Source organism: Propionigenium maris DSM 9537 (assembly GCF_027925155.1).
Classification (GTDB): Bacteria; Fusobacteriota; Fusobacteriia; order Fusobacteriales; family Fusobacteriaceae; genus Propionigenium; species Propionigenium maris.
This window is the reverse complement of the sequence record NZ_BSDY01000011.1, coordinates 85159-111149: the sequence shown is the minus strand read 5'-3', so window position 1 is coordinate 111149 and position 25991 is coordinate 85159. Positions and strand designations below refer to the sequence as shown.

At 42.5% G+C, this 25991-nt stretch carries 21 protein-coding genes and 1 tRNA gene; 12 read left to right on the top strand and 10 right to left on the bottom strand.

The genetic code is table 11. From position 1 onward, the window contains the following. Positions 1-10: 10 nt before the first annotated feature. The 8 genes from QMG11_RS12490 to QMG11_RS12455 all read left to right on the top strand — a co-directional run bounded on the left by QMG11_RS12490 (position 11) and on the right by QMG11_RS12455 (position 9125). Positions 11-1321, top strand: a complete 1311-nt coding sequence (locus QMG11_RS12490) for an ABC transporter substrate-binding protein (protein ID WP_281836368.1) — start codon at positions 11-13, stop codon at positions 1319-1321. A gap of 14 nt (positions 1322-1335) precedes the next feature. After that, a complete protein-coding gene (locus tag QMG11_RS12485) occupies positions 1336-2259 on the top strand; it encodes a carbohydrate ABC transporter permease (RefSeq protein WP_281836367.1) in 924 nt (307 codons plus the stop codon). After that, positions 2246-3076: a carbohydrate ABC transporter permease gene (locus tag QMG11_RS12480; RefSeq protein ID WP_281836366.1), complete on the top strand. Its 831-nt coding sequence runs from the start codon at positions 2246-2248 to the stop codon at positions 3074-3076. Before QMG11_RS12485 ends, QMG11_RS12480 begins: the two co-directional genes overlap by 14 nt. 163 nt (positions 3077-3239) lie before the next feature. After that, entirely contained in the window at positions 3240-4247 is a 1008-nt protein-coding gene (gene ebgR, locus QMG11_RS12475) for a transcriptional regulator EbgR (RefSeq protein ID WP_281836365.1), read from the top strand. A gap of 300 nt (positions 4248-4547) precedes the next feature. Next, the gene (gene glsA / locus QMG11_RS12470) at positions 4548-5462 is read left to right on the top strand and encodes a glutaminase A (protein ID WP_281836364.1); all 915 of its coding nucleotides are present in this window, start codon (positions 4548-4550) and stop codon (positions 5460-5462) included. A gap of 272 nt (positions 5463-5734) precedes the next feature. After that, positions 5735-6943, top strand: coding sequence for a threonine ammonia-lyase (gene ilvA / locus QMG11_RS12465; RefSeq protein ID WP_281836363.1), 1209 nt, complete (start codon positions 5735-5737; stop codon positions 6941-6943). 162 nt (positions 6944-7105) lie between these two features. Further along, on the top strand, positions 7106-8377 hold the full coding sequence (locus QMG11_RS12460) for a serine/threonine protein kinase (RefSeq protein ID WP_281836362.1): 1272 nt from the start codon (positions 7106-7108) through the stop codon (positions 8375-8377). Next, positions 8367-9125, top strand: coding sequence for an MlaA family lipoprotein (locus QMG11_RS12455; protein WP_281836361.1), 759 nt, complete (start codon positions 8367-8369; stop codon positions 9123-9125). The genes QMG11_RS12460 and QMG11_RS12455 overlap by 11 nt, the downstream gene beginning before the upstream one ends. A gap of 161 nt (positions 9126-9286) precedes the next feature. Here the strand turns inward: QMG11_RS12455 and QMG11_RS12450 are convergent, their stop codons facing one another. Then, complete coding sequence (locus QMG11_RS12450) at positions 9287-12937, bottom strand: DUF748 domain-containing protein (RefSeq protein WP_444980838.1); 3651 nt, start codon at positions 12935-12937, stop codon at positions 9287-9289. A gap of 185 nt (positions 12938-13122) precedes the next feature. On the opposite strand from QMG11_RS12450, the gene pepV reads away from it, so the two are divergent. Then, complete coding sequence (pepV, locus tag QMG11_RS12445) at positions 13123-14508, top strand: dipeptidase PepV (protein ID WP_281836359.1); 1386 nt, start codon at positions 13123-13125, stop codon at positions 14506-14508. Between the two features lie 71 nt (positions 14509-14579). Here pepV and QMG11_RS12440 read toward each other — a convergent pair whose 3' ends face one another. From QMG11_RS12440 to QMG11_RS12430, 3 genes are read right to left on the bottom strand one after another with little or no spacing between them, the layout of a single operon-like run. Beyond that, the gene (locus QMG11_RS12440; RefSeq protein WP_281836358.1) at positions 14580-14786 is read right to left on the bottom strand and encodes a hypothetical protein; all 207 of its coding nucleotides are present in this window, start codon (positions 14784-14786) and stop codon (positions 14580-14582) included. Between the two features lie 9 nt (positions 14787-14795). Next, positions 14796-15176 (bottom strand): redoxin domain-containing protein, encoded by a 381-nt coding sequence (locus QMG11_RS12435; protein WP_309302090.1) that lies wholly within the window; start codon positions 15174-15176, stop codon positions 14796-14798. Positions 15177-15188: 12 nt separating this feature from the next. Further along, the gene (locus tag QMG11_RS12430) at positions 15189-15431 is read right to left on the bottom strand and encodes a thioredoxin domain-containing protein (RefSeq protein WP_281836357.1); all 243 of its coding nucleotides are present in this window, start codon (positions 15429-15431) and stop codon (positions 15189-15191) included. A 567-nt stretch (positions 15432-15998) separates the two neighbouring features. On the opposite strand from QMG11_RS12430, the gene mnmH reads away from it, so the two are divergent. Then, a complete protein-coding gene (gene mnmH, locus QMG11_RS12425) occupies positions 15999-17054 on the top strand; it encodes a tRNA 2-selenouridine(34) synthase MnmH (protein WP_281836356.1) in 1056 nt (351 codons plus the stop codon). 46 nt (positions 17055-17100) lie between these two features. On the opposite strand, the gene pap is transcribed toward mnmH, so the two are convergent. The 5 genes from pap to QMG11_RS12400 form a co-directional block, all read right to left on the bottom strand. Further along, positions 17101-18555 (bottom strand): polyphosphate:AMP phosphotransferase, encoded by a 1455-nt coding sequence (gene pap, locus QMG11_RS12420; protein WP_281836355.1) that lies wholly within the window; start codon positions 18553-18555, stop codon positions 17101-17103. Between the two features lie 430 nt (positions 18556-18985). After that, positions 18986-19948, bottom strand: a complete 963-nt coding sequence (locus QMG11_RS12415; RefSeq protein ID WP_281836354.1) for a P1 family peptidase — start codon at positions 19946-19948, stop codon at positions 18986-18988. 468 nt (positions 19949-20416) lie between these two features. Continuing rightward, positions 20417-21871, bottom strand: coding sequence for a sodium/pantothenate symporter (panF, locus tag QMG11_RS12410; RefSeq protein ID WP_281836353.1), 1455 nt, complete (start codon positions 21869-21871; stop codon positions 20417-20419). Positions 21872-22207: 336 nt separating this feature from the next. Beyond that, on the bottom strand, positions 22208-22450 hold the full coding sequence (locus QMG11_RS12405) for a YhdT family protein (RefSeq protein ID WP_281836352.1): 243 nt from the start codon (positions 22448-22450) through the stop codon (positions 22208-22210). Positions 22451-22519: 69 nt separating this feature from the next. Beyond that, positions 22520-22954, bottom strand: coding sequence for a MarR family winged helix-turn-helix transcriptional regulator (locus tag QMG11_RS12400; RefSeq protein ID WP_281836351.1), 435 nt, complete (start codon positions 22952-22954; stop codon positions 22520-22522). Positions 22955-23200: 246 nt separating this feature from the next. Between QMG11_RS12400 and QMG11_RS12395 the strand changes: the two genes are divergently transcribed. Then, the gene (locus QMG11_RS12395; RefSeq protein ID WP_281836350.1) at positions 23201-23578 is read left to right on the top strand and encodes a toxin-antitoxin system YwqK family antitoxin; all 378 of its coding nucleotides are present in this window, start codon (positions 23201-23203) and stop codon (positions 23576-23578) included. A gap of 502 nt (positions 23579-24080) precedes the next feature. Beyond that, positions 24081-25088 carry a 2-hydroxyacid dehydrogenase gene (locus QMG11_RS12390; RefSeq protein WP_281836349.1) on the top strand — a complete coding sequence of 336 codons (1008 nt, stop codon included), beginning with the start codon at positions 24081-24083 and terminating at the stop codon, positions 25086-25088. A 783-nt stretch (positions 25089-25871) separates the two neighbouring features. Here the strand turns inward: QMG11_RS12390 and QMG11_RS12385 are convergent. Next, a tRNA-Leu gene (locus QMG11_RS12385) sits at positions 25872-25955 on the bottom strand. Positions 25956-25991: the final 36 nt, after the last annotated feature.

The following is a 25991-nucleotide window of genomic DNA, read 5'->3' as shown; positions in this document are numbered from 1 at the left end:
GGAGGGAGTTATGAAAAAAATATTTAGTATTGTTCTTTTAATTATTTCTATGCTTATGACAGCTTGCGGGGGCAACAAGACCCAGGAGGTTCAGGAGCTTTCCACTGAGGTACTGCCTAAGGACACTGTGGCAGAGCTGAGGATCTGGTCTTGGGATGTGGCAGCTAAGGGACTTAGAGATACTGTAGAAAGCTTTAACAAGATCTATCCAAATGTTAAGGTTATTGTAGAGGAGGTCGGTACTGGAGATACATATCAGAAGCTTACAATCGGACTTAACTCAAATACCGGTCTTCCTGATATTGTTACTGTAGAGACCGATGCCTTTGTTAAGTACCCGCCTAACTTTCCAAATGGTTTCGTAGATCTTACTCCGGTAGCTGGTAACCTTAGAGAGGATTTCGACCCGAGTAAGTGGGAGCTTGGTTCATTTGAAGGTCATATCCTTGCTCTTCCTTGGGATTCTGCTCCAGGAGCGATGTTTTACAGAAGAGATATGTTTGCCAAGGCTGGTATCGATCCACAGTCTATCGTTACATGGGATGACTTTATAGAAGCAGGTAAGGCTGTTCAGGCTGCCAACCCTGAAGTAAAGATGTTCCCGATAAACTATGCCAAGGGAGCATATGTCCACAACATGATCATGAACTCCCAGGGGTCTGGAACCTTCAATGAGAAGGGAGAGATTATAGTAGGAAATGAGGAGAGCTTAAGATCCTTTAACCTTCAGAAGAAGATGCTGGATGAGGGGCTCACATATAATGCCGATTCATGGAATACCCTTGTTATTGCTACAAAGAACAGCGAGGTAGCAACTGTTGCTTATGGTGGATGGTGGGGAGGAACCCTCAAGGACCAGATGCCAGAGCAGAGCGGTAAGTGGGGAGTTATCCCATTCCCTGCTTTCACTGAGGGACAGAATACAGCAAACTATGTCGGGGGAGCTTCCCTTGCTATCCCTTCACAGTCTAAGAATCACCAGCTTGCATGGGAGTTTATCAAAAACGCTCTTGTAAACAAGGAGAATCAGGTAATGATGTATAAGAAGTATGACCTCTTCCCTGCATACCTTCCTTCATTTAAGGACGAGTATTTCGAGCTGGGAGATCCATACTTTGCAGGACAGAAGGTGGGAAGATTCCTTTCAGATATCGTTCCAAATATCAATAAGAACTACAGCAATGAGGACAGTTCAGAGGCTGGGGATTATGTACTTGCTGCTCAGGCTGCTGTACTTACAGGATCAAAGGATCCAAAGACCGAGCTAGAAAAGGCTGCTAAGGCTATAAGCGAAGCTACTGGAAGAGTTATTGCAAAGTAATCCAAGGAGGAGCTATGGAAAGTGTATTAAAAAGAGAGGCCAAAAGGACAAAAAAGCCCTTTACCCTCAGATTAAAAATGGATAAAAAAACTGCTCCATATTACTTTATAGCACCGGCAGTGATAATGTTTTCATTATTTACCATCTATCCATTTTTAAGAACGGTTATGCTGTCCTTCTACAAGTTTGAGAGGGGAAGCTATGTTTTCAACGGTATACAAAACTATACAAGGTTATTTTCCGACGGGGTCTTCTATAAGGCCCTGGGAAATACCTTTATCTATATGGGATTTCAGGTGCCTGTGATGACGGGGCTCTCCCTTATACTGGCTGTACTTCTAAACTCAAAACTCCTTAAGTGGAAGGCTGAGTTTAGAATAGCCTACTTCCTTCCATCGGTAACTGAGATGGTGGCATACTCCATTATCTTCTCACTTTTTTTAAGTGATAAGGGACTGCTAAACTACGTTCTTTCCCTTGTGGGGATAAAGGAGATACCGTGGCTTATACACCCATTCTGGGCCAAGGCATCTATCATGCTTGCCCTTACATGGAGGTGGACGGGATACAACATGGTTATAATGCTTGCTGGACTTCAGGGGATACCAAATACCCTCTATGAGGCCGCAGAGATAGACGGAGCTACAAAGCTACAGCAGTTCCTCTACATCACAATACCTCAGATGAAGCCTATTATGCTCTTCTCCATGCTCATGTCTACCATAGGTACTATAAACCTATTCAGTGAGCCATTTATTCTTACCAAGGGGGGACCGAGCAACTCCACTATATCCCTTGGACTATACCTCTACAACCAGGGATTCATGAACCTTAACTTCGGTTATGCTTCTGCAATCTCATGTATACTTCTAATTCTTACAGCTATTATGTCATTTTTACAGATGAAGGCAGGTGGGGAAGAAAATGGTGGAATCTAATTCTACACTTAAAAAAGTTATTATCTACTCAGCGGTTATTCTGGGATTTTTCATATCTATATTTCCCTTCTACTGGATGTTCATAGGGGCTACAAATGCATCTGCAGATATATTTGCTTTTCCCCCTAAGATGACTCCAGGGAATCACCTAGTTGAAAACTACCGGAACCTAAGTGCTCAGATACCCCTGAAAAAAGTTATGTTTAACTCATTTTATGTATCTATAATCTACACAATCTTTACCCTGGCTATGAGCACAATTACAGGCTACGCCTTTGCAAAGTATGAGTTTAAGGGAAAGAAGTTTTTATTCAGTGCCATACTGCTCACTATGATGCTGCCGGGACAGGCTACTATGATACCCCTCTTCGACATTATGAAGGCCTTTGGTTGGTTAAACTCCTACAAGGCTGTAATAATTCCAGGGATCGCAAGTGCCTTTGGTATCTTCCTTATGAGACAGAATATGCTCAAGGTTCCAGATTCCCTTATAGAGGCAGCCAGGATCGACGGATGCGGAGAGCTGAGAATCTTTCTCCAGATAGTCCTTCCAACTATGAAGCCGGCTATCGCCGCCCTTGGAATCTACATGTTTATGGGACAGTGGGGTAACTTTATGTGGCAGCTCATCGTACTGAACGATCAGTCTATGAAGACCCTTCCAGTTGCTCTTTCATCCCTTGTGGGACTTTCAAGGGTTGACTACGGACAGGTGCTTCTGGGAGCTTCCCTCTCTACACTTCCAGTTATAGCTATCTTCCTGGTGCTGCAGAAGCAGTTTATCTCGGGGATACTTGGAGGAGCTCTCAAGGAATAGTTTCAGATTAAAATTATTATAGTTGTGGGGAGGAGCCTCTCTTTGATAAAAGTTTTCCTTAAATCATATCCGGCTCCTTCCCTTTAACTTCCTATAAATTGTATTTTTGTACATATGATGATATAATTTTAGAAAGGAAAAGTTTTACTTCTAGGAGGAGAAAATGGCAACCTTAAAGGATATTGCAGCTGAGGCAGGTGTTTCTCCTGCTACAGTTTCAAGAGTTTTAAATGAAGATGAAAGTGTCCATGTCCGTGAGGAAACAAGGACCAAGATATTTGAAGTGGCGGAAAAACTTCAATATAAAACAATAGCTACAAGATACTCTAAGAGCACCAGAAGTTCTGAAAGGAAGTTTAAAGTTGCTCTTATTTTAGGCTACAGGGAAAAGGGAGAGATCGACGACTCCTACTACCTCTCTATAAGATATGGAATAGAGAGCCAGGCAAAGGAAAAGAAGCTTACTATAAAGAAATACTACTATCCCGACATAAAATCCAGCATCCACTCTAAGATAAAGGATGTGGATGGAATTATTGCAGTGGGCTACTTTCAGGGGGAGGACCTCTCTGCCCTGGAAAAGATCTCTGAGAACATAGTTTTTGTGGACTACTCTCCAGACGATGAGAAGTATGACTCTGTAGTTGTGGATCTCACCAGGATAACCAAGAGGGTCATCGACCACTTCCTGGCTAAGGGGCACAACAGGATAGGCTTTATCGGAGGAAGGGACTGTGATGAACTGGATCAGAGGGAAGCGGCCTTCAGGGAATATACCTCCTATAAGGATATCTTCAATGAGAAGGATATTCACATTGGAGGATTCTCCTCTATGTCCGGCTACAAGATGGCCAGCGAGATCGCCCAGGGAGGGGACTTCCCCTCAGCCTTCTTCATTGGAAATGATTCCATGGCTATAGGAGCTCTGAGGGCTTTCAATGAGAGGGGGATCAGAGTACCTGAGGATATCTCCATAATCAGTGTCAATGATATTCCCTCAGCTAAGTTTACCTTTCCCTCATTATCCACAGTAAAGATCCACTCGGAATTTATGGGGGAGGAAGCTGTAAACCTTCTGACCCAGAGGCTTAACAATCAAAAGAAGATTCCCATCAAGGTTATTATCCCAACGGAGCTCATCCTTAGAAATACAACTAGGGACAATAACTGATCAGGGGATCAAACATTAAAACTCCCTACTTTTAGGGAGTTTTATTTTTTCTAAAGATATCTTTAATTTATGGTGGTGATCTGAGTTATTAGCATTTTTTTATATTTATAGGAGTAGTTTATTCCTTTGCATCTATTAAAAGATAAACTATAATACTGGCATAGAGAAGTCATCTTGTTTTTATGTGCTATATATCGGTCATCTTATTTTAAAACAATACTAGAAATATAATTTTTTTTATTGTAAAGTATGATATATTTATCATGGACTAAGTTCATAATGAAAATTTGGAGGTTTTAAATGGAGCAGTTTTTAAATAAACTATTGGAAAAAAACAGGGCTAAGTGCCAGTTTGGAAGTGTGGCAGACTATATTCCCGGACTGGATAAGGCAGACAGGAATCATCTGGGACTGTGCATCATGAAGACAGATGGTACGGTACAGAGAGTGGGAGACTATGACGTTAAGTTTACCATACAGAGTGTATCCAAACCCCTTACCCTTATGCTGGCCATCCTGGATAACGGTGTGGACCACGTCTTCTCCAAGGTGGGAATGGAACCTACTGGAGATGCCTTTAACTCCATCAAGAAGCTGGAGACCCATGATACGCATAAGCCTTTTAACCCTATGATTAACGCAGGGGCAATAGCTACTACAGCCCTTATCAAGGGAAGGGACGCCCAGGATAAATTCAGAAGGGTACTGGAGTTCTTCAGAAAGATATGTGAAAACGATACCCTGGAGATAGATGAGGATATCTATAGGGGAGAGAAGGAAACTGGAAACAAGAACAGAGCTATGGGATACTTTATGAAGGGAGAGGGATATATCGACGGTGATGTAGAGGATGCTCTGGATGTATACTTTAAACAGTGCTCCATCCTTGTTACAGCTGAGGATCTGGCAAGGGTAGCTCTCTTCCTGGCAAGGGGTGGTGTACTCAGCAACGGTGAAAGGGTTGTCAGTGAGTATGTAGCCAAGATAGCAAAAACTCTAATGGTTACCTGTGGTATGTATGACGGTTCCGGGGAGTTTGCCCTAATGGTGGGAGTCCCTAGTAAGTCTGGAGTAGGTGGAGGAATATGCTCTGTAGTTCCTGGAAGGATGGGAATTGGTATCTACGGCCCAAGCCTGGATAAGAAGGGGAACTCCATAGGTGGATACTCCCTTTTAAAGGATCTTTCCAAGGAATTGTCCCTGAGTATCTTCTAATTTTTTCAGAATTTAATATTTATATGTATTTAATATTAAATATTATTAATATTAATAGTCTGTTTTTTTGAAACGACCACCTCCTCTGAAAGCCAGCAATATCAAGGGCTATAATTCCTTAATTCACAAGTAAGTTTATGTGTATAATGTTCTGATTGTACGTTATACAGATTAAAAGTTTTATTTCAATACTCATTTTTGTGAAAAAAATTTGCTTTTTTTGAAAAAATGTTTTAGGATACCCATATAGCAAAATTATGGGAGGAAAACAAATGACAAAAAAAGTTACAATTAACGATATAAAGAAGGCTTATGATACTGTAAAGGATTCTATCAAGAGAACTGCTCTTGTTGAGTGTCCTACACTAGAGGAGTTAACTGGAAACAAGGTATTCTTCAAACTTGAGAACCTACAGAAGACTGGATCGTTCAAAGTAAGAGGAGCTCTTAACAAGATCGCTAACCTTTCAGAGGAGGAGAAGGCAAACGGAGTTATCGCTTCATCTGCTGGAAACCACGCTCAGGGAGTTGCACTGGGAGCTACAGCTTCTGGAATCAAGTCGACTATCGTAATGCCTGCTACTGCACCACTGGCTAAGGTATGGGCTACAAAGAACTACGGAGCTGAAGTAGTACTACACGGTTCTGTATATGACGATGCATACGCTAAGGCTTGCGAGATCCAAAAAGAAACTGGAGCTACATTCCTTCACCCATTTGATGATGAGTATGTAATCGCTGGACAGGGAACTATCGGTCTTGAGATCCTAGAGGATCTTGAGGATGTAGACGTAGTAGTTGCTCCAATCGGAGGAGGAGGAATCCTTGCTGGTATCGCTACTGCTATAAAGGCTCTTAAGCCAAGCGTAAAGGTAATCGGAGTAGAGGCTGCTAATGCTGCATCTATGAAGGCTGCTATTGAAAAGAATGAGGTTCACACTATCGATTCTAGTCCTACAATCGCAGATGGTATCGCAGTAAGAAGAGCTGGAGACCTTACATTTGAAATCATCAGAGAAAATGTAGATGAGATTGTTACAGTTACTGAATCTGAGATCTCTCAGGCACTACTATTCCTAATGGAGAAGAGTAAAGTTGTTGCAGAGGGAGCTGGAGCTACTGCAGTGGCAGCTGTACTTTCTGGAAAGATTAAAGAGAAGGGTAAGAACATCGTATCTGTTATCTCTGGAGGTAACATCGATATCAACCTTATGGAGAGAATCCTTAACCAGGCTCTTATCAAGGAAGGAAGAAGATTCAGATTCAAGGTAAGAATCCACGATAAAGCTGGAGAGCTTGAGAGACTTCTTAAGTTAATCGCTGAAAACAACGCAAACATCCTTACACTGTATCAGTCAATGTACAGAGAGAACCTTGACATCGGAATGCAGGAAGTAGACCTTGTAGTTGAGTGCTTCAACATCGAGCACAGAGAGCAGGTTAAGAATGCTCTAGCTGATAACAACTACGACATCTTCTAAGATTTATATATAAAATAATAATTTAAAACTTTTGAGAGGGTTAATTCTTTAACCCTCTCATTTTATTTATCCTATTTTGCTGGCCTCACACCTTCTTTCCCTTGAAAACCCTCTGTTATTGGTGTAGAATAAGATAAAATTAAACACTATAGGAGAATAACCATGAAAAAGATACTAGTTTTACTTTTACTTGTAAGTTCCCTTTGTTTTGCCCTAGAGGATTACAACTTTCCAGCACGTGATCCCTATAAGGCCACTATCTTAGGTAGCTCTACTATGCTTACAGAGGGAGTCAGCGAGAAGGTCCCAAGCAGGTCCTACTCCATAAAGGTTCCTCCCTTTACAAAACCCCATAAAACTCTCTGGTACCAGGACAGTTTTAAGTTTTCCCTTTCAAAGCAAAGTGGGGAAGCCCCCCTTATCTTTGTAGTAGCGGGAACAGGGACTGGATATGAATCGTGGAAGATGAAGGCCTTTGAAAGAATATTTTATGACGCCGGATACCATGTAATTCTTATCTCCTCTCCCTTTAACTCGAACTTTCTTGTAACAGCTTCCAATGTGAAGGTTCCTGGACTGCTCTTTAACGACAGCCATGACATCTACAGGGTTATGAAAGCTGCCTATGAAAGGGTGGAAGATAAGATAGATGTAACTGATTTTTACCTTACTGGATACAGTATGGGAGGTACTCAGGTTGCCTATGTATCCCTCATCGATGAAACCGAAAAGTACTTTGACTTCAAGAGGGTCCTCATGATAAATCCCGCTGTAAACCTCTATGATTCAGCTAAGATCTTGGATAATATGCTGGATGACAACATACCAGGAGGAAGAGATCAGGTTGGAGGATTCATTGAAAATATCCTTCAGGAGATAATCAAGCACTTTGACGGAGACGTGGAGATAAGTGAGGAGACTATCTACCAGATATTTAAGGATGACCTTCTTACCCAGGAGGAGATGGCTGCTCTTATAGGTATTGCCTTTAGATTTATCTCCATAGATATCAACTATCTTACAGATATGCTCAACCAAAAGGGAGTCTATGTGGATCACGAACCTAAGAAGTTTGAGAGCATGACCCCGGTATGGCGTAGGATTAACGGGGCAAGCTTCAGTGAGTATATTGAAAGGATAGCCTATCCCCACTACAGGGACATCTATCCTGGATTTACCTTTGATGATCTGGTGGCAAAGGCTGACCTCCATGAGATAGAATCATACCTCCGTTCCTCGGATAAGATCGCCATGGTTACAAATGAGGATGAACTAATCCTTACCCCTGAAAACCTTGAGTTCTTAAGGGGTACCTTCGAGGGAAGATCTATAATCTACCCTCTCGGGGGACACTGTGGTAATATGTATTTTGAACCAAATGTAAAAAATATGCTGAAATTCTTTGAAGAAGGGGTGCTTATAGATGAAAAATAAATACTTATTGATAATCCTTCTTATAGTCTTTGGAGTTTCCTGCAGCTCCCTTTCAAACAGAAATACCACTGTTGAGGAGAAGAGTATCCTGGAAACTGGTGTAGAGGATAGTACAGACCTGGTGGGAGTCTATGATCCCTGGGAACCATTTAACAGAAGGATGTATTACTTTAATGCTAAGTTAGATAAGTATGTCCTTCTTCCTACAGCAAGGGCATATCAAACTGTTACTCCCGATCCTGTGGAGAAGGGCGTTCATAACTTCTTTAAGAACCTGGGAGAGGTAAAGACCTTTACCAACTCCGTTCTTCAGGGAGAAACAAAGAAATCCCTTATTACCTTTAACAGATTTGCCATAAACTCCACCTTCGGGGTCTTTGGAATATTCGATGTGGCTACCAAGGTGGGACTGAGTAGGCAGAAGGAGGACTTTGGACTTACCCTGGCCAAGTATGGAGTAAAGAGCGGTCCATATCTGGTACTCCCTCTATTTGGACCATCCAATGTGAGGGATGCCACTGGTCTCGGAGTTGATACTGTCTTCAGAGGATACACCGATCCTTTAGAGATAGCTGATGCCAGCCAGAGCGATCTGGAAATTATGCTCCTCAATGGTATAGATACCAGAGCTAATATAGACTTCAGGTACCACGGAACTGGTTCACCATTTGAATATGAGATTGTACGTTACCTCTACTTCAAGCTCAGAGAGCTGGAGGTAGGAAATGGTGAGGATATAAGATATTAAAAAGCAACGTGACGCTGCATCCAATCAACGGAAATATCAAATGGGATCACTGGATATTTCAAGTTATTATTTTATAAATTTTATACTCTCTTAATAATAAAAAAACGCCTCGGTTGAGGCGTTTTTTTATTTACCAGCTTACAGAAAGATAGGAATTCTTTCTAATCTATAACAAAGTCTATATTTGATCTAGGTCTGTCCCGAGGAAGGTCGGATATCTCCACCTTCACTCTTTTTTCCAGTAACCTTCCCTTGAAGTAGTCCTCTATCTCCCTCTTTCTCTCTGCCATGATCTCATCTACCTTCTCTTCTAGCTCCTCATCCTTGGTATCCCTCTTGAAGAACTTCTCCTCCCTGAGCTTTTCATTGAGAACTCTCTTCTCCTCCTCCCTGTTGGTAAAGAGGGTAAATACCACATCTACCTCCTCCTTCTCCTCCATCATCTGAACTACCTTTTTCAGGGTGGATCTGTATTTAACCTTTGGAGTGGTAGCAAGGTAATCATACTCAAGACTTATCACATTTCCTGTTCCCAGACGGAAGGTCTTGGAGAGGATATTTACCGGTGAGGTGGCTGCCTTTACCAGGATATTCCTTATTGCATGGAGAACAACCCTGTAGACTCCGAACTTGGGATCATTGAAGTCTCCAGATACAGGGACATTTAGCTCCAGGTTCCCCTTCCTGTCCTTCAGTATATTCACAGCCAGCTTTAGGGGCACTGCAGACTTGACCTCGGTATTATCCCCTATATATACAGTTTTTACTATAATGAGGTTTTCCCCCTTAAACTTACCCTTCTCTAGGCTCACATCTCCCTTGTAGTAAAGCTTTCCGGAATCTATCTCATTGGGGAGCTTGTGGGAGAGGTATTCCCTGAAGTCCAGAAGATCCAGGTTGGATATCTCGAAGTTTCCCTCTATATTGAAGCTTGTGGGGTTGAAGTCCCAGTCCCTTTCAAGGGAGGAGACAAACTCAGCCTCTGCCCTTCCTGTTCCTGTAAGGCCCCCCTCCATCATGCCGCTAAACTCCCTATTTTTTTCTGTGGTAAAGTTATCCACATCCACAAGGATATTTTTTATATTGTATTTGAGGTCGGGAGACCTGTACTCCACCCGTCCCTCCTCTAGAAGGAACTTCTTCACTGCAAGGTGGGGTCTACTCTCCCTCTCCTCTACAGCCTTCTTCACTGCCTCATCATCCACCTCTTTCTCTAGATCTGTCTCCTCCTGGGCAGCATCTCCTGTGAGTCTTACCATGGGATCCTTCAGGTGAAGAAGGTTAAGCCTTACCTCCTCTGGAGTGATCCTGACTATCTGGGCATCTCCCTCCTTCAGGGTAGACTCTATCCCCTCTACATTCATCCTTCCATTGTTGACCTCTACCTCTCCTCCCAGGTTGTAGGCTTCCCCCTCCATTGAAAAGGTATTTTTTGAGGTAAGAGTGCCTAATCCGCCGACCAGACCTCCCCCTTCAATGGACACTCCCTCTAGGAAGACAAAGTTTTCCGTGGTGAGATCCTTCTCTGAGTAGCTTCCCCTGGACTTTATGTCCACGTAACCCCTCAGGGTATACTCTTCCCCATCCTGGGTAAGGGTCAGTTCCTCCACCTGGAGGGAGAGGCCTCCATCCACTGTATACCTTCCATCCTTCATTGAAAGGGTATTATTGGATGTGAGGTTATCAAAGTTTAAGGCTATATCCTTTCTTTCCAGGGAGGCCCCAGTCATGGTGATGGTATTATCTGTATCCAGGTTATCCCCTGAGTAATCTATACTGGAAGTTATATTTGCAGACCCCTTGAGGTTATACTTCTCCTCAAGGAAGAGATCTATATCCTCCAGCTGCAGGGATCTCACCTGTGCCCTTCCATTAAAGGTAAGGTTTTTAAGGTCCTCTGCCCTCTTTATCTCCTTTATTCTCTCGGATCTTCCACTGATCTCAACTGCTGCTCCGTTGAAGGTACCACGAAGATCTATATCCGATACTCCCTTCTGGGTCCCCAGGCTGCTTCCCCTGAAACTTACTATTCCCAGGGTAAACCGTTCCTCGGTAATTGTGGTGTCCGATACCTGGAGGTCTTCTATACCTACTATGGGATATTCTGTACCCTCCTGGGTAGCTCCCTCCTCTTCCTCACCCTTCTCCAATACTATCCTCCAGCTGTTGAGAATGAGGGTATCCAGAAGATACCTTCCACTGACTATCTCCTGGATACTTGCTCTAAGCTCCCTTCCCTGGATAGCATTCCTTCCTGTCCTATCGGCAACGGTAACCTCTCCAAGCTCTATATCCCCCGCCACTCTGTAACCTCCCTCTTTAAAATCATACTCTACGGTGTTTTCAGTGGATACCTTCCCTGCACTCAAAAGGGGATAGCTCTCCATAAGGTTGTTGAGAACCAGCTTATCTGCCACAAGGGTATTCTTTAGAGACAGTTTCGGATATGCATAGGTATATTCGGTGTCATAATCAATGGCTCCCGAGGAGAAGTCGTAGCTTCTCTCCTCTGAGATAAAATCTTTAAGAAACTCCAGATCCTTACCTGTAATCTTCACATTTCCTACGGAGATAAGGGTTTCAGCCCCTATATTTAATCCCTCTACCAGGGTATTCTCACTCCTTACTCCCACCTGGGTGTCCCCGTTGTAGACAAAGGAGGTGTTGAGGAAGAACTTACTTCCCCTGCCACTGTTAAACTTCTGGATATCTCCCTCTATCTGTGTAAAGTTACCCCATGGAGTGGTAAGGTCAATACCCGCTGTTTTAAAGCTATCCACTCTGATATCCAGAGTTTTCTCTTCCTCAGCCACTTCTTCCTTTTCCTCCTCTGGAGAGGAGATGGAATCTGTATACTCCATTATCCTGACTATATCTATCCTTCCCTGCGATATCTCGCTTCCCCTGATCCGGTACCTTCCCTGGAGGGGTGTTATCTCCTCTACCTCTCCCTTGAGGGTATCCAGATAGAAGAGCTCCCCCATCTCCTTGGAGACCACCCTGAGCTTCCTTCCGTCCAGGGTTCCCTTTACTGTGAAGTCCAGGGTCTTAACATTCCCTGTAAACTCAAGGGCACTGTCCACCACTCCCTCTATACTCTCCAAATTATAGATGGCCTTGGGGATATAGAGTTTATCATTTAGAAGGAGTTTTTCCGTCTCCAGGGTTCCTGCCAGTGAACCATCTTCCTTATACTCTATATCTACAGCTATCTTCCCCTTCTTATAGAAGTCTATAACTGAGTCCAGGGTAAAGATTCCCCCCTCATAGAGGATCTGGGGTGTTTCCAGGGTAAAGTCGTTTTCAGCCTTTATTACTCTGTCCTCATAGTAGAGAACGAAGCTCTCCACAGTGACATCCTTCAGATCCACCTTCTTTATGAAGCCTTCCTCCTTGCCAGCTGCCTCCTCCTTCTTCTCCCTTCCTATATTCTCCAGGATATCCTCATAGTTCCACCTCTCACCGTTATGCTCTATCCTCAAAGAGGGATCCACCAGGGTGAGCTCCCTGATATAGAAGACCCCCCTTATGAGATGGATTATATCTATATTTACATTGAAAAACTCAAAGTAAGCAAAGAGTCTTTCGCCGTCCTCCTCATATATCTTAAAGTCCTCTATATAGAGGATGTTTCTGGCATAGTTGTACCGGAACCTTCCAGCCTCCACCCTTCTTCCCAGGTTTTCCTCCAGCCTGGTCACAGCAAAGCCCTGAACCATGGATGGCAGCTTCACCATAAATATTATTACTCCCATAAGGAGCCCTAAAAGTATCCACTTTATATATTTTTTCATCCTATTCCTCCTTAAGATTTTCCCTCTAAAGTAGTTATACTGTGGAGCTTCCCCATTTCCTTAGAGAATAATCCCTCTTTTTTAAATTCATTTTATCTGGTTTATTTCAGATAATAGTATCCAAAATATAGACTTTAAAGTTGAAAAATGATATAATTTTGTTATGGAATCGGCTCAACGGAGCTTTACACAGGGAGGAAGATATGAACTTACAAGAAATGATATTAAACTACAAAGACGACGTTGTTAAATCAATGCAGGAAGCTATTAAGATAAAGAGTGTAGAGGAAGCTCCTCTACAGGGAAAACCTTTTGGAGAGGGACCAGCAGCTGCCCTTAAATATTTCCTTGATCTTGGTAAGGAGATGGGATTTGAAGTTGAAAACTTCGACAACTATGCAGGTCACATAGACTTTGGTACAGGGGAGGAGATCCTTGGTATCCTAGGACACGTAGACGTTGTTCCTGAGGGAGAGGGATGGGACTATGCTCCATATGCTGCTGAGATCGCTGACGGTAAGCTATATGGTAGAGGAATCCTGGACAACAAGGGACCTATGATCACTTGCCTGTATGCTATGAAGGCTATGAAAGATGCTGGAATCGTTCCAAATAAAAAGATAAGAATGATCCTTGGAGCTAATGAGGAAACTGGTTGGAAGTGTATGGACCACTACTTTGGTGAGCTAAAGATGCCTCAGCCTACACTAGCATTCACACCAGATTCATCATTCCCTGTAACTCACGCAGAGAAGGGAATCTCACCACTATATATCTCAAAGAAGTTTGAGGGAATCGACGGAATCTCATTTAAGGGAGGAACTGCTCTTAACTCAGTTTGTGAGTTTGTAGAGGGAAGACTTCCAGCAAAGTACGCTACTGAAGTAGAGGCAAAGCTGCCTGCATTCAACGAGGGGAAGGAGTTCACTATCTCATCTAGAGTAGAGGGAGACACTCTTATCCTTGAGTCTCAGGGTAAATCTGCTCACGGATCTAAGCCGTTCCTTGGATACAACGCTGCAAATGCACTTATGCTATTCCTTAAGGAAATCGCAATTGAAGAGGAAGCTCTTAAGGATATCATAAACCTATTTGATTCTAAGTTTAAGACGGACTACCACGGAGAGTCTCTTGGAATAGGATTTGAGGATGAGCCGTCTGGAAAGCTTACTATAAATATCGGTAAGATCTCCCTTGAAAACGGAGAGTTCAACCTTGGAGTAGACTGCAGACACCCGGTAACAGTTGAAACTGAGAAGGTAGTAACTACGGCTAAGGAATCTGTAGCTGCTCTTGGATACGACCTTGAGTCTAAGGGAGGAATGGGACCACTATATGTACCTAAGGATGATTTCCTAGTGGAAACTCTTATGAATATCTACAGAGATATCACTGGAGATGTTGAAGCTCAGCCGGTAGCTATCGGTGGAGGTACATATGCTAGAGCCGTAACAAACGGAGTAGCTTTTGGAGCACTTCTTCACGACCAGGAAGACAATATGCACCAGAAGAATGAGTACCTTGAGATAGAGAAGCTGGATATCTGGCTAAAGATCTACATCGAGGCTATCTACAACCTGTCAAAGTAATAGTAAATTCAAAGAACCCCTAGGAGCACTCACCTAGGGGTTCTTTTTCTTTCTAAATATCTATTTCATTTTTAATACTCGCCCTCGTGGTGCTCAAAGTGAAACCTCTCCTGATAGATCTGAAGGTACATATCACAGTAGTAGTCCTTAAACACATGGGTCTCAAGCTTCATATTTTCAAGTTCCTTCCCATACTTTCTGTTCAGCTCCACAAGAACAGCCTTCTCCTTGGCACTGGGTTCCCTCCTGAATATCTCTGTAAACTTCTTTAAAAACATATGTACCCCCTATATCCTCTTAAGGATCTCTAGGATCTCATCTGGCTCCATCCTCTGGGTGTGATCCGCTTTGGCAAATACATGCTTCACAACTCCAGACTTATCTGTGATTATAGTTGCCGGCATAGGAAGTTCCGCCTCTGTATTTCCATTGGAGTCTGCGAGGTCTATTCCCAGATCCAGATAGATCTTATTTAACTCCTCAGACAATGAAAATACCAGACCAAGCTCCTTAGCAAAGACATTATCTATATCACTGGCTATGATACTCTGGGCATCCTTAGCCTCCTCGGTCTTGTGTTTATCAGGTTTTTCTGGGGATACGGAGATAAGCTTACCTCCCAGTTCCTCTATCTCATCCTGCATCTCCTCTAGAACTCCCAGTTCCAGGTTGCAGAATGGTCACCAGGACCCCCTGAAGAAGTTAAAGACCATCTTCTTATCTTTGAATGTTTCCTTGGTATACTTCTTTCCAGCTGTATCTACCAAGGTGAAATCAGGCAGCTTTTCCCCTGCCTTTATAGTCTTCTCCTCAATATGGGTATCCTGAAGCTCCTTGAGACCCTCCCCTAGCTTTGCCAGGATCTCTTGGGGAAGCTGCTCCCCCATCTTACAACTTATCTCATCTAACTTTTCCTTTAGCATCTCATCCCTCCTTTATAAATTATCACCTATCTTTTACTAATTCTTCTCTTCTTTCCTCTTTCCTGACTTCTAACTTTATAAGAAAGCTTAAAATCCAATTCTATTTTTTGATCGCTTAAATTCAGTAAAGAATCAAAATATAATCCCTTCACCACAGAGGCACAGAGGACACAAAGGTTCACAGGGAAAATATTTTTTTGCAGCTAATTGACACCAATGAGCACAAATTACAAAAATTAAAATAGAAGGGAAAAAACATCCGCCACGGACTTACACGGATTAAAAGGAGATCATTTTAACTGACTGTAGTATCCGATGGGGCTAGAGACTAAAAATATGATCTTAGAGCGTACAACAGAATAAGTTCCGCAGTGTAGCGAGGACTGTAGCCCATAAAGCTCGGACTATGAATCCTATACTTATGAGGAATTACGGAAGTCTTGACTTTCTTGGTTCGTTCTTGTGTCAAGACAAGAATGAACAAAAGCCCCTTAACATAGAATTTCCCCTTTACTAAATAAGGGCTAATGTGTACAATATAATGTATGTATAGATTTGGAGGTAAAAATGGTTGTTTTAAGCTATGAAAGGTTTTTAAAGGAAAAGAGTGCTATTCTTATTGACGTTAGATCTCCCAAGGAGTTTGAAGCTGAGCCTATTCCAGGGGCAGTAAATGTTCCTATCCTAGATAATGATGAGAGGGCAGCTGTGGGAACTGCATATAAGCAGGTTTCTCCAGAGGAAGCTAAGAGACTGGGAATGAACTACATCTCAAAGAAACTCCCAGAGATGTTTGAGGAGATAAATAATCTGAGTAAAGAATATAAAAAGCTTGTATTTTACTGTGCAAGAGGAGGAATGAGAAGCAGCAGCGTAACTTCCCTCTTCGCAGCTTTAGGATATAAAGCCAGTAAATTAGATGGTGGATATAAGAGCTACAGGCAGCATGTTGCCAAGGAGATTCCTCATTTAAATGAGGGGATCAAGTATGTGGTTCTTCACGGGCGTACTGGTATAGGTAAGACAAAGGTTCTTCAGAGACTAGAGGAGAGGGGATACTCTGTCCTTGATCTGGAAAAGTTTGCCGATCACAAGGGATCCTTCTATGGAGCTCTCTGCGAATCCAGAGAACAGAGCCAGAAGAGATTTGAATCTGAGGTCTTTGAACACCTGAGAACCAGAAAGTACGACTACTTCCTGGTTGAAAGTGAGAGTAAGAGGATCGGAAATGTCTATGTTCCCGAGCCGATCTTCCAGTCTATGACAGACGGATACCACGTTCTTCTGGAAACAAGTATGGATCACAGGGTAGAGATCATCATGGAGGACTATGCCAAGGCACCGGTAGATGAGATGCTTGCATGTACTACCAAGTTAAGAAGATACCTTAAGGAGGAGGACGTAGTAAGATATGAGGAGATGCTTAAGAATAAGGAGTTCGCTCTCTTCTCAAGATCTATTATGGAGGAGTACTACGACCCTCTCTACCAGAAGAGTATCAACAAGTATGACTTCGACGACACTGTGTACTATGAGGACCTGAATACTGCTGTAGAGGGAGTGATCAACTTCCTTACAAAGGAAGATCTGCATAGGACAGAATCTGAAGAGGTAGCTGAATAATCCTTTAGAAACTTTAAAAGACACCCCTGGGGGTGTCTTTTTTCTATTACTTCTTCTTCAGCCTCTTCTCCAGGGTCTTTATTACCCTCTCCATCACCTGGAGTCTGGCACTGTACTTGGAGTTCCCCTCTATAACATACCAGGGGGCTTTCTTGGTGCTGGTATACCTTATCATATCCTCTACAGCTCCCCTGTACTCATCCCACTTTTCCCTGTTTCTCCAGTCCTCCTCAGTTATCTTCCACATCTTGTGCTCTATCTTTTCCCTCTCCTCAAACCTTCTAAGCTGTTCATCCCTATCGATGTGGATCCAGAACTTTAATATGACGGCCCCGTCCTCAGCCCACTGAGACTCCATCTCATTTATCTCTCCATAAGCCCTCATCCACTGATTCTCTGTGCAGAACCCCTCTACCCTCTCCACAAGAACCCTTCCATACCATGTCCTGTCAAAGATAGAGATATGCCCTCCCTTGGGGAGCTTGGTCCAGAACCTCCAGAGGTAGTGGTGGATCTTCTCCACATCTGTGGGAGCCCCTATGGGAATCACATCATAACCCCTTGGGTCCATCCTCTCCACAAGCCTCTTTATATTTCCTCCCTTTCCTGCAGCATCCCAACCCTCATAGGCTATTACCACAGGTATTCTTCTCTCATAGATCTCATGCTCCAGCTCATGGAGCCTCCTCTGATACTTCTTGAGCTTCCTTCTGTACTCATCTTTATCCACTGGGGCAGCGGCCTTTGCCTCCTCAAGTTTAAACTCCTTCTTCGGTTTAGGAAGCTCTACCTCCCTCTCTGGGAGGTCTTCATCCAGGTAGCTCCTTATATTCTCAGTAAGCTCCTCCATAACCTTCAGCTTAGCTGTATCCAGATCCTCTGAAAGGATGAGGTTCCACGGTATTTCTCCTGTGTCTGTATCCCCTATGAGCTTTCCATACCTCTCCAGGATCTCATCGTAGTTTTTGTTGCTCTTCCAGTCCCTCTTGGTCACCTTCCACGAGGTAGAGGGGTTCTCTGAGAGCTTTTCAAACCTCTTCCTCTGCTCCTTCTTGGTAATATATAGAAAGAACTTTACTATGAGGGTCCCCTCCCTGGAGAGGAGTTCCTCTGTATGAACTATCTCTCTGCACCTTCTTTTATACTTCTTCCCATTTTCACCCTCCTGAAAAACCGAGTAGTACCAGCTCCTGTCAAAGATGGTTATCTCTCCCTCTCCAGGAAGGTGGTTCCAGAACCTCCAAAATAGTGGACGAAGTTCCTCCTCCTCGCTCTCCCTGTTATTTGAGTAGACATTGTATCCCCTGGGATCCATGGCCATGAGAAGTTCACTTATTACTCCTCCCTTCCCCGATGCATCCAGTCCCTCCAGGATTATGAGGATGGGAACCTTCTTCTCACCGGCCTCCCTCTGAAGCTTCCCCAGCTCTATAGTAAGGTCATCCATGATCCTCTTACTCTCCTGCTTATCCACCTTCTCCTTAATATCAAACTTAAACATAGTCATCCTCCTTATCATACTTCTATAAGGTTTCTTCTGTCTCTCTTCTTATTCTCCTCCCTTAAACATTTAACCTCTACTTTCACCACTCTATAAAAAGCTCTTTAAGTTTTCACTGTTCATTTCTTGTCTTGATACAAGAAACGAACCAAAGAAAATCAAGACTTCCGGTAATTGTCTTCTTTAGCAATATCAAAGTTCTCGTTTCTTTTACGGACTCTGGATAGAACCCATTCTGATCGACGAAACGAAGTAGCAATAATAGGTGAAGCTAAACGGCTACCTGCAGTCGGCCATTTAAAACCTTTATCTGTTAAAATGCTTCCTTACTACATGCCAGGCATAATTCGTGTAATTCGTGACAAAAAGTCCCTCTCCCCTCTTATCTCAAATATTAAAAAGAGACACCCCTAAGGATGTCTTCTTCATTTTACTTCTTCTTTAGTTCCTTGAGACTGGGATATCCTCCAAGGCCCTCTGTATTTCTTACAGCTCTTCTTATGGCTCTCTCCATGGCCTCAGCTGCTGCTATCCCCACAAGATTCACATCGGCCTCTACCTCTCCCGTTCCTGCTGCAAATATAGTGTCTCCATCATACATAGTGTGAACTGGGTTTATAGCCCTTCCATAGCCGTCGTGGGCCATCTGAGCTACCTTTCCTGCCTGGGCTTTATCCACCACAGCATTTGTCACAATAGCTCCTATAGTAGTATTCCTTCCCTCAAAGCCCTTGGCCCCTTCTCCCTCTAGAAGTACTTTGATTCCATCGGCAAAGGTCTTTTTATCGTCGTTGAGGGTTCCTGCAACTACCTGATCTCCCTCTACCACATCTCCCCAGGCATTTACAGCCACCACAGCACTCACTATGAGGCCGTCATCAAGGGTAATTGTATAGCTACCTATACCACTCTTAACAGAGTACTCAGTTCCCCTGATCTTTCCCACAGTGGCTCCCATTCCAGCCCCATGGTTCCCCTCAAGAAACTCACTGTTATTGGCTTTTTTAGCCGCTTCATATCCAAGGGATGCATCTGGCCTTACAGTGGGATCTCCTATTGCCAGATCAAAGAGGACCGCTCCCGTAACTATAGGCACACAGGCCACTTCCACATCAAAGCCTATCTTCTGCTCCTCCAGGTATCTTACCACTCCCGTCATACTGTCCAGGCCAAAGGCTGACCCTCCGCTGAGAACTATTGCGTGTACCTTCTGAACCATGTTTTCAGGTTTCAGCAGATCTGTTTCCCTGGTACCAGGAGCTGCTCCCCTTACATCTACACCAGCCACTGCTCCCTCCTCAAAGATTATAGCAGTTACCCCGGTTAATCCCTGGTCATTCTCCGCCTGGCCTATCTTAACTCCCTTTATCTTAAATATGTCGTTGGGATTCATCTTTATTTCCCCTTTCTAATATTTTATTCATGTTCATTTCTTTTAACCAGCAAAATCCTAAGAGTACTTCCTCGCTCCGCTTACGGCGAAGAAAACGAACCAAAGAAAATTCGATACTTTTGTCTTGATACAAAAGGTATCCAAAAAATCAAGTCTTCCGGCAACTGTCTTTCTAAGTTAATTCAAGGTTTCCATTGCTCTCCTGGGCTCTCTACAGAGCCTAAAGAAGTGAAACGCAATGAAGTAAACTTTTTTAGTGATGTCCGACGACTACCTACAGACAGGATTTCAATTTAAAACCTCAATTCGTGTAGATACTCCCCTAGGCTTATACCTTCATAATTAGTGAAATTCGTGGCAAATATTTTATGTTAAATTCTTTTTCACCACAAATATTCCGTTCATATTTTAAAACTAAGCGACTGCCTAGAGACAGCCGCTTAAAATTAAAACCTAAGTTTATATCCATTAATTAAAGAAGATATCCAACGTTTCCTTGGAGCTTCTCTTACCGATCAGGGAACCTATCACAAAGGCCAGGACAGATACCCCTATCACAGGTACTATCTGGTGCATTCCCATGAACTTTATCTTAGCCATGGTCATATAGAAGTATGTCCCCACACCAGTTACCATGGAGAGGATAGCTCCAGTTGCATTGGCCCTCTTCCAGTAGAGTCCCATTATAATAGGACAGAGGAAGGCTGCCTGAAGTCCTCCAAAGGCAAAAAGGTTTATCCACACAAGCAGCTTCGGCGGATTCATAGAAAGAAGAAACACCACACTTCCCAGAGTCAGCGAGGTAAAGAAGGTTAACTTCTTTATCTTCTCCTCCCCGGCATCTTTATTTATATAGTGGGTATAGAGGTCCTTGATTATAGCTGCCGATGACAGGATAAGCATGGAGTCCACTGTTGACATGGTAGCTGCCAGAGGTCCTCCTACAAATATCCCTGCAAGAACAGGGTGCATGTTATTCAAAGCCAGTGTAGGTATTATCTTATCTCCTACCTCCAGTCCCGGTTCTACAGCTGCTCCCATTACACCGATAAGGTGCATCCCCACCATTAAAAATCCTACTACCAGGGTTCCTATTACCATGGCTCTGTGCATGGACTTAGAATCTCTAAATCCCATACATCTTACAGTAGTCTGGGGCAGTCCTAAAACAGCGACTCCCACAAGCATCCAGAAGGAGAGGATGAATGGCTTAGCTATATTTCCACCAGCTGTTGGCGTAAGCATATCCGGATTTGTTTCCATAAGGGTCCTTGTTATTTTCTCCATTCCTCCACCGGCTCTGGAAACTGCAAAGAAGAGGAAGATGGTAGCAAATAGCATTACCACTCCCTGGATAGCATCTGTAAGAGCTACAGCTCTGAATCCTCCGATGGATGTATAGGCTATTACCACCACTCCAAAGAGGAATAGCCCCGTATGGTAGGACAGCCCCGTAACAGTCTCAAACAGTCTGGCTCCTCCGATAAACTGGGCTATTATTGAAGCTGAGAAGAATACCAGTACCGCCACCGATGCCATTATTACCACTACATCACTCTTATATCTGGCTCTCAGATAGTCCGTTACAGTTACACCCTTGATCCTTCTGGATATAATGGCAAACTTTTTTCCCAGAACTCCCAGGGTAAGGAAGGCCGTGGGAGTCTGAATACAGGCAAGAAGTACCCATCCCAGTCCCATCTTATAAGCCACTCCCGGCCCACCTATAAATGAACTTGCACTGGCATAGGTAGCTATAAGGGTCATTGCCAGAACAAATCCCCCCATATTTCTGCTTCCTATAAAGTACTCCTCCATAAAGTTTACTTCACCTGAATTCTTTACAATATTGGCTCTATACGCAATAAAGAGCATTATCCCAAGATACAGCATCAGGGGAAGTAGTATCATCATCTTATCCATTTTTTTCCTAATCTCTCCTTTTACATTCTCTATTTTCTCTTTTGACAGAATCAATATCTTCAAAAATCAGAGAATCTTCTATCGTTTTCTTTACTTTTAAATGTCTGTCTGCAGGCAGTCGTCCCACTTCACAGTAATAGTATCAACTAATTGCGTCTAACTTCTTTAGGCTCTGTAGAGAGCCGAGGAGAGCAATGAAAGATAGTATTACTTAAAAAGACAGTTGCCGGAAGACTTGAACTTTTGGATACTCTTTTGTTTTAAGACAAAAGGTATAAAAAGAACTTCCACTTATTTTAAATTTATTAGTTGGTATATTTAAGGAAAATTTCCCAACTAGTCAAACTTCACATCCTTAAAAAATACCTTTACTACTACAGCCACCAGAGTGGATATCATCAGAAACCCCAGTATACATGAGTAAAAGAACCACTCAGGTAACCCCATTATAAACTTGTATTCACTGGGATCTCTGTCTCCCATTCCATAAGCAAATCCATACCACCATACAAAATACACAAGATAGAGCAGGATAGTTATCTTAGCTTCCTTCCCTATCTGCTTGTTTCTTTCCTTCATTACTCCTCCTATTTAATACTAGTTAGTACTACATCCAGCGAAATGATTTTATCTGTAGCTAACTACTTTCTAGCCCTTACCTAGTTTTTTCAGAAGCTCTATCATTATCATCTGCTCCCCCTCAGTGAGGACACCAAAGGCCCTTTTCAGGTTTTGCAGATGCTTGTCAAATATCTCCTCCATAAGTGCTGTTCCCTTTTCAGTTATGGATATGAGCCACACACGGCCGTCATCCTCAGATCTTCTCTTCATCACAAGTTTTTCCTTGAGTAGGTTATTGATTACCACAGTCATATTTCCCCCAGAGGAAAATGTTTTTTCTATTATCTCCTTTATTGTGAATTCTCCCTTGTGATATAAAAGTTCCAATACTGAAAACTGGGTTTCCGTAACTCCCTGAGCCTTTATATCTGGGTATATCCTCTGGTTTACAGAGGAGTAACACCTTGAAAAGGTAACAAGAAGTTTTAAATTTCTCCATTCGTCCTTACTATATACTTTCATAACAAGGAAATTATAATACTAATTAGTATCAGATGCAAGCTTTTTCTTTAAAGAAGAGCCCTCCTTCACCAGAGTGTACTTTAATAAAAATTTTTTATTTTTCCAGGAGTAGGGTATAAATATATTAGTGATTATAATTTATCTCTAAATAAAGAGATGAATAAGCTAGTCGTGATATGGATTATCCACAAAAGAATTCGCTAATAATTCACTCACTGACTCTAAATATATAAAGGGGGAAGAACAATGGAAAAAAATGGTGAAGTTACAGTCTACTATCCCAATGGAAGGATGATGAGTAAGAAGACATTTAAAAAAGGTGTACCCCACGGAGAAGCTATCACATACTATGAAACCGGAATGATCAAGTGCAGGAGAAACTATGTGGAAGGACTCAAGGAGGGAGAGAGGTTTAAGTACTTCGAAACTGGCAAGATGGCCCTCAAGGAGTTTTATGTTAAGGGGATGAGAGAGGGAGAAAAGACAACCTACTACCCTAACGGTGAGATAGAAACTGTAGGCCACTACAAGGAGGATCGTAAGCACGGAGAGTTCATCCTCTACAACAACAAGGGAGAGGTGGATGAAAGGGTCCACTATGAAAACGGACACAGAATAGATTAAATTATATTAGATTAAAGGAGAGCTTTTAGAGATTCTAAGAGCTCTTTTTATTTGCAATTAAAAAAAACTTAAAGATCTACCACGAATTTTCGCAAATTATGAAGGTAAGAATCTCTGGAAGTATTTCCACGAATAAAAGCTTAAAATAGAAGTGGCCGTCTGCAGGCAGTCGCTGGACTTCACTTTAAAATTTTACTTCATTGCGTCTCGCTTCTTTAGGCTCTGTAGATAGCCCAGGAGAGCAATGTAAACCACGTCATTACTTATAAAGATAATTGCCGGAAGACTTGATTTTTTGGATACCTTTGTATCAAGACAAAGGTATCGAATTCTTGATTTTCTTTCTTCAAGGAAATAAAGAAAAAACTATAACATTGTTTTTAAAAGAAAGAATATTATAAAAAGTAAACTTATAAACCAAATAAGCTCTCCCCTCTTGCATCTTGTTTGTATTTGTCATATAATTCTTTATATAACAAATCAGGAATATGGAGGTCCAGATATGAAGATAATCTTTTACGATACAAAACCCTATGACAGGGAATCCTTTGCCCAGCACAACCAGGAGTTTGGCTTTAAGCTGAAATTCCTTAAGGATAAGCTTACCTCTGAAAGCGTGGACCTGGCAAGGGGATATGACGTAGTCTGCGCCTTTGTTAACGATACACTGGACAGAGAGGTAATAGATGGTCTTGTGGAAGCCGGGGTAAAGCTTGTGGCTCTTAGATGCGCCGGTTACAACAATGTGGACCTGAGCTATGCCAAGGATAAGCTGAGGATAGTGAGGGTGCCTGCATACTCTCCCCACTCAGTTGCCGAGCATACTGTTGCCCTCATCCTTACCCTCAACAGAAAGATCCACAAGGCCTATCTGAGAACCAGGGACGGCAACTTCTCTCTGGATGGTCTGCAGGGGTTTGACCTGTACAACAAAACTGCTGGTATAGTTGGGGCTGGAAAGATCGCCCAGGTCCTCATGAAGATTCTCAAGGGATTCGGTATGAGGGTTATCGCCTATGATCCCTATCCAAACTATGATGTTGCCAGGGAGATAGGTTTTGAGTTTGTAGACCTGGATACCATCTACAGGGAGTCGGATATCATCTCCTTGAACTGTCCCCTTACAGCAGAGACCAAGTATATGATAAATGAGGATAGCATGAAGCTCATGAAGGACGGTGTCATGATAGTCAATACAGGAAGGGGAGCTCTTGTTGACTCCATTGACCTTATAGAGGCTCTGAAGGATAAGAAGGTGGGGGCAGCAGCCTTAGATGTATATGAGGAGGAGGGAGATTACTTCTTTGAGGACTTCTCTGCAGATATAGTGGAGGATGACATTCTGGCAAGGCTTCTCAGCTTCAACAATGTTCTCATCACATCCCACCAGGCCTTCTTCACCCGGGAAGCCCTGGAGGCAATAGCTATGGTTACGTTGGAAAATATTGCTGAGTATGTCAGAGGGGATAAACTCACAAATGAGGTGTGCTCAAGATGCGGTAACAAGTAGGATTATTAATTGTATTTTCATGTGGAGAAACGTATCTTCAGGTTTAAGATTAGTACCTAAAATTTACCACGAATTGCACAAATTATAAAGGTAAGGACCTGTGGAAGTATTTCCACCAATTAATGTTAAGAAGTTCCTCCTCTAAGTTGATAAAATCTTGTACTCAGAATGCTTCCTAGACCGTTCTATAGATAAGGTCAATTATAAGCTTCAAAAGCTTAAGCATTAACTAGATAAAACGCTTTCAAAATTAGTGAAGATTCGTGTTAATTCGTGGCAAAAAGGATTTTGATTTTAGCCGCAGATTAGATCTAAAGATTCAGACACTTATCGTGAAGCCCCCAAGGGGACTTCCTCGTTACGCTCACAGCGTTACACAAATTATGAAAGTAGGGGTCTACGGATTCATTTCCACGAATTAATGTTTTAAATTTAACACCTTATAAAACAAAAGACGGGAGTAGATCCCGTCTTTTTAAATAATAGTCTCTAAATGTCTTTTAGTAATTAATTTTCTGAGATTTGGTGCGAAGGTTTGCACTTAACAATCTACCTACACTTCCTTTAATCTAAAGAGTATTAGATTTTATTAATTTACTGAAATAAAAAAGATCGGGTTTACTCCAATCTAAGGTTTATTCTATATTCTTTACTTCTAAAAATATAAATCAATAAAAAAAAGAGCTTAAGTTACTCTGCCCTTAAATGTTTTTATTATTATATTTTACTTATAAAAAGTTGAGAAGGAATTTACTTCATTCGATATACTTTTTATAAAGTAAATGGTGCGGAGGGGGAGACTTGAACTCCCACGTCAAAGACACTAGATCCTAAGTCTAGCGCGTCTGCCAATTCCGCCACCCCCGCAAAGAACTTGACAAATTTTCTGGCGAATGATGTAAA

Excerpts from the sequence above, each read along its gene's own strand:
- QMG11_RS12490 (WP_281836368.1), top strand. The coding sequence starts at position 11 with ATGAAAAAAATATTTAGTATTGTTCTTTTAATTATTTCTATGCTTATG.
- QMG11_RS12485 (WP_281836367.1), top strand. The coding sequence starts at position 1,336 with ATGGAAAGTGTATTAAAAAGAGAGGCCAAAAGGACAAAAAAGCCCTTT.
- QMG11_RS12480 (WP_281836366.1), top strand. The coding sequence starts at position 2,246 with ATGGTGGAATCTAATTCTACACTTAAAAAAGTTATTATCTACTCAGCG.
- ebgR (WP_281836365.1), top strand. The coding sequence starts at position 3,240 with ATGGCAACCTTAAAGGATATTGCAGCTGAGGCAGGTGTTTCTCCTGCT.
- glsA (WP_281836364.1), top strand. The coding sequence starts at position 4,548 with ATGGAGCAGTTTTTAAATAAACTATTGGAAAAAAACAGGGCTAAGTGC.
- ilvA (WP_281836363.1), top strand. The coding sequence starts at position 5,735 with ATGACAAAAAAAGTTACAATTAACGATATAAAGAAGGCTTATGATACT.
- QMG11_RS12460 (WP_281836362.1), top strand. The coding sequence starts at position 7,106 with ATGAAAAAGATACTAGTTTTACTTTTACTTGTAAGTTCCCTTTGTTTT.
- QMG11_RS12455 (WP_281836361.1), top strand. The coding sequence starts at position 8,367 with ATGAAAAATAAATACTTATTGATAATCCTTCTTATAGTCTTTGGAGTT.
- pepV (WP_281836359.1), top strand. The coding sequence starts at position 13,123 with ATGAACTTACAAGAAATGATATTAAACTACAAAGACGACGTTGTTAAA.
- QMG11_RS12440 (WP_281836358.1), bottom strand. The coding sequence starts at position 14,786 with ATGTTTTTAAAGAAGTTTACAGAGATATTCAGGAGGGAACCCAGTGCC.
- QMG11_RS12430 (WP_281836357.1), bottom strand. The coding sequence starts at position 15,431 with ATGCTAAAGGAAAAGTTAGATGAGATAAGTTGTAAGATGGGGGAGCAG.
- mnmH (WP_281836356.1), top strand. The coding sequence starts at position 15,999 with ATGGTTGTTTTAAGCTATGAAAGGTTTTTAAAGGAAAAGAGTGCTATT.
- pap (WP_281836355.1), bottom strand. The coding sequence starts at position 18,555 with ATGTTTAAGTTTGATATTAAGGAGAAGGTGGATAAGCAGGAGAGTAAG.
- QMG11_RS12415 (WP_281836354.1), bottom strand. The coding sequence starts at position 19,948 with ATGAATCCCAACGACATATTTAAGATAAAGGGAGTTAAGATAGGCCAG.
- panF (WP_281836353.1), bottom strand. The coding sequence starts at position 21,871 with ATGGATAAGATGATGATACTACTTCCCCTGATGCTGTATCTTGGGATA.
- QMG11_RS12405 (WP_281836352.1), bottom strand. The coding sequence starts at position 22,450 with ATGAAGGAAAGAAACAAGCAGATAGGGAAGGAAGCTAAGATAACTATC.
- QMG11_RS12400 (WP_281836351.1), bottom strand. The coding sequence starts at position 22,954 with ATGAAAGTATATAGTAAGGACGAATGGAGAAATTTAAAACTTCTTGTT.
- QMG11_RS12395 (WP_281836350.1), top strand. The coding sequence starts at position 23,201 with ATGGAAAAAAATGGTGAAGTTACAGTCTACTATCCCAATGGAAGGATG.
- QMG11_RS12390 (WP_281836349.1), top strand. The coding sequence starts at position 24,081 with ATGAAGATAATCTTTTACGATACAAAACCCTATGACAGGGAATCCTTT.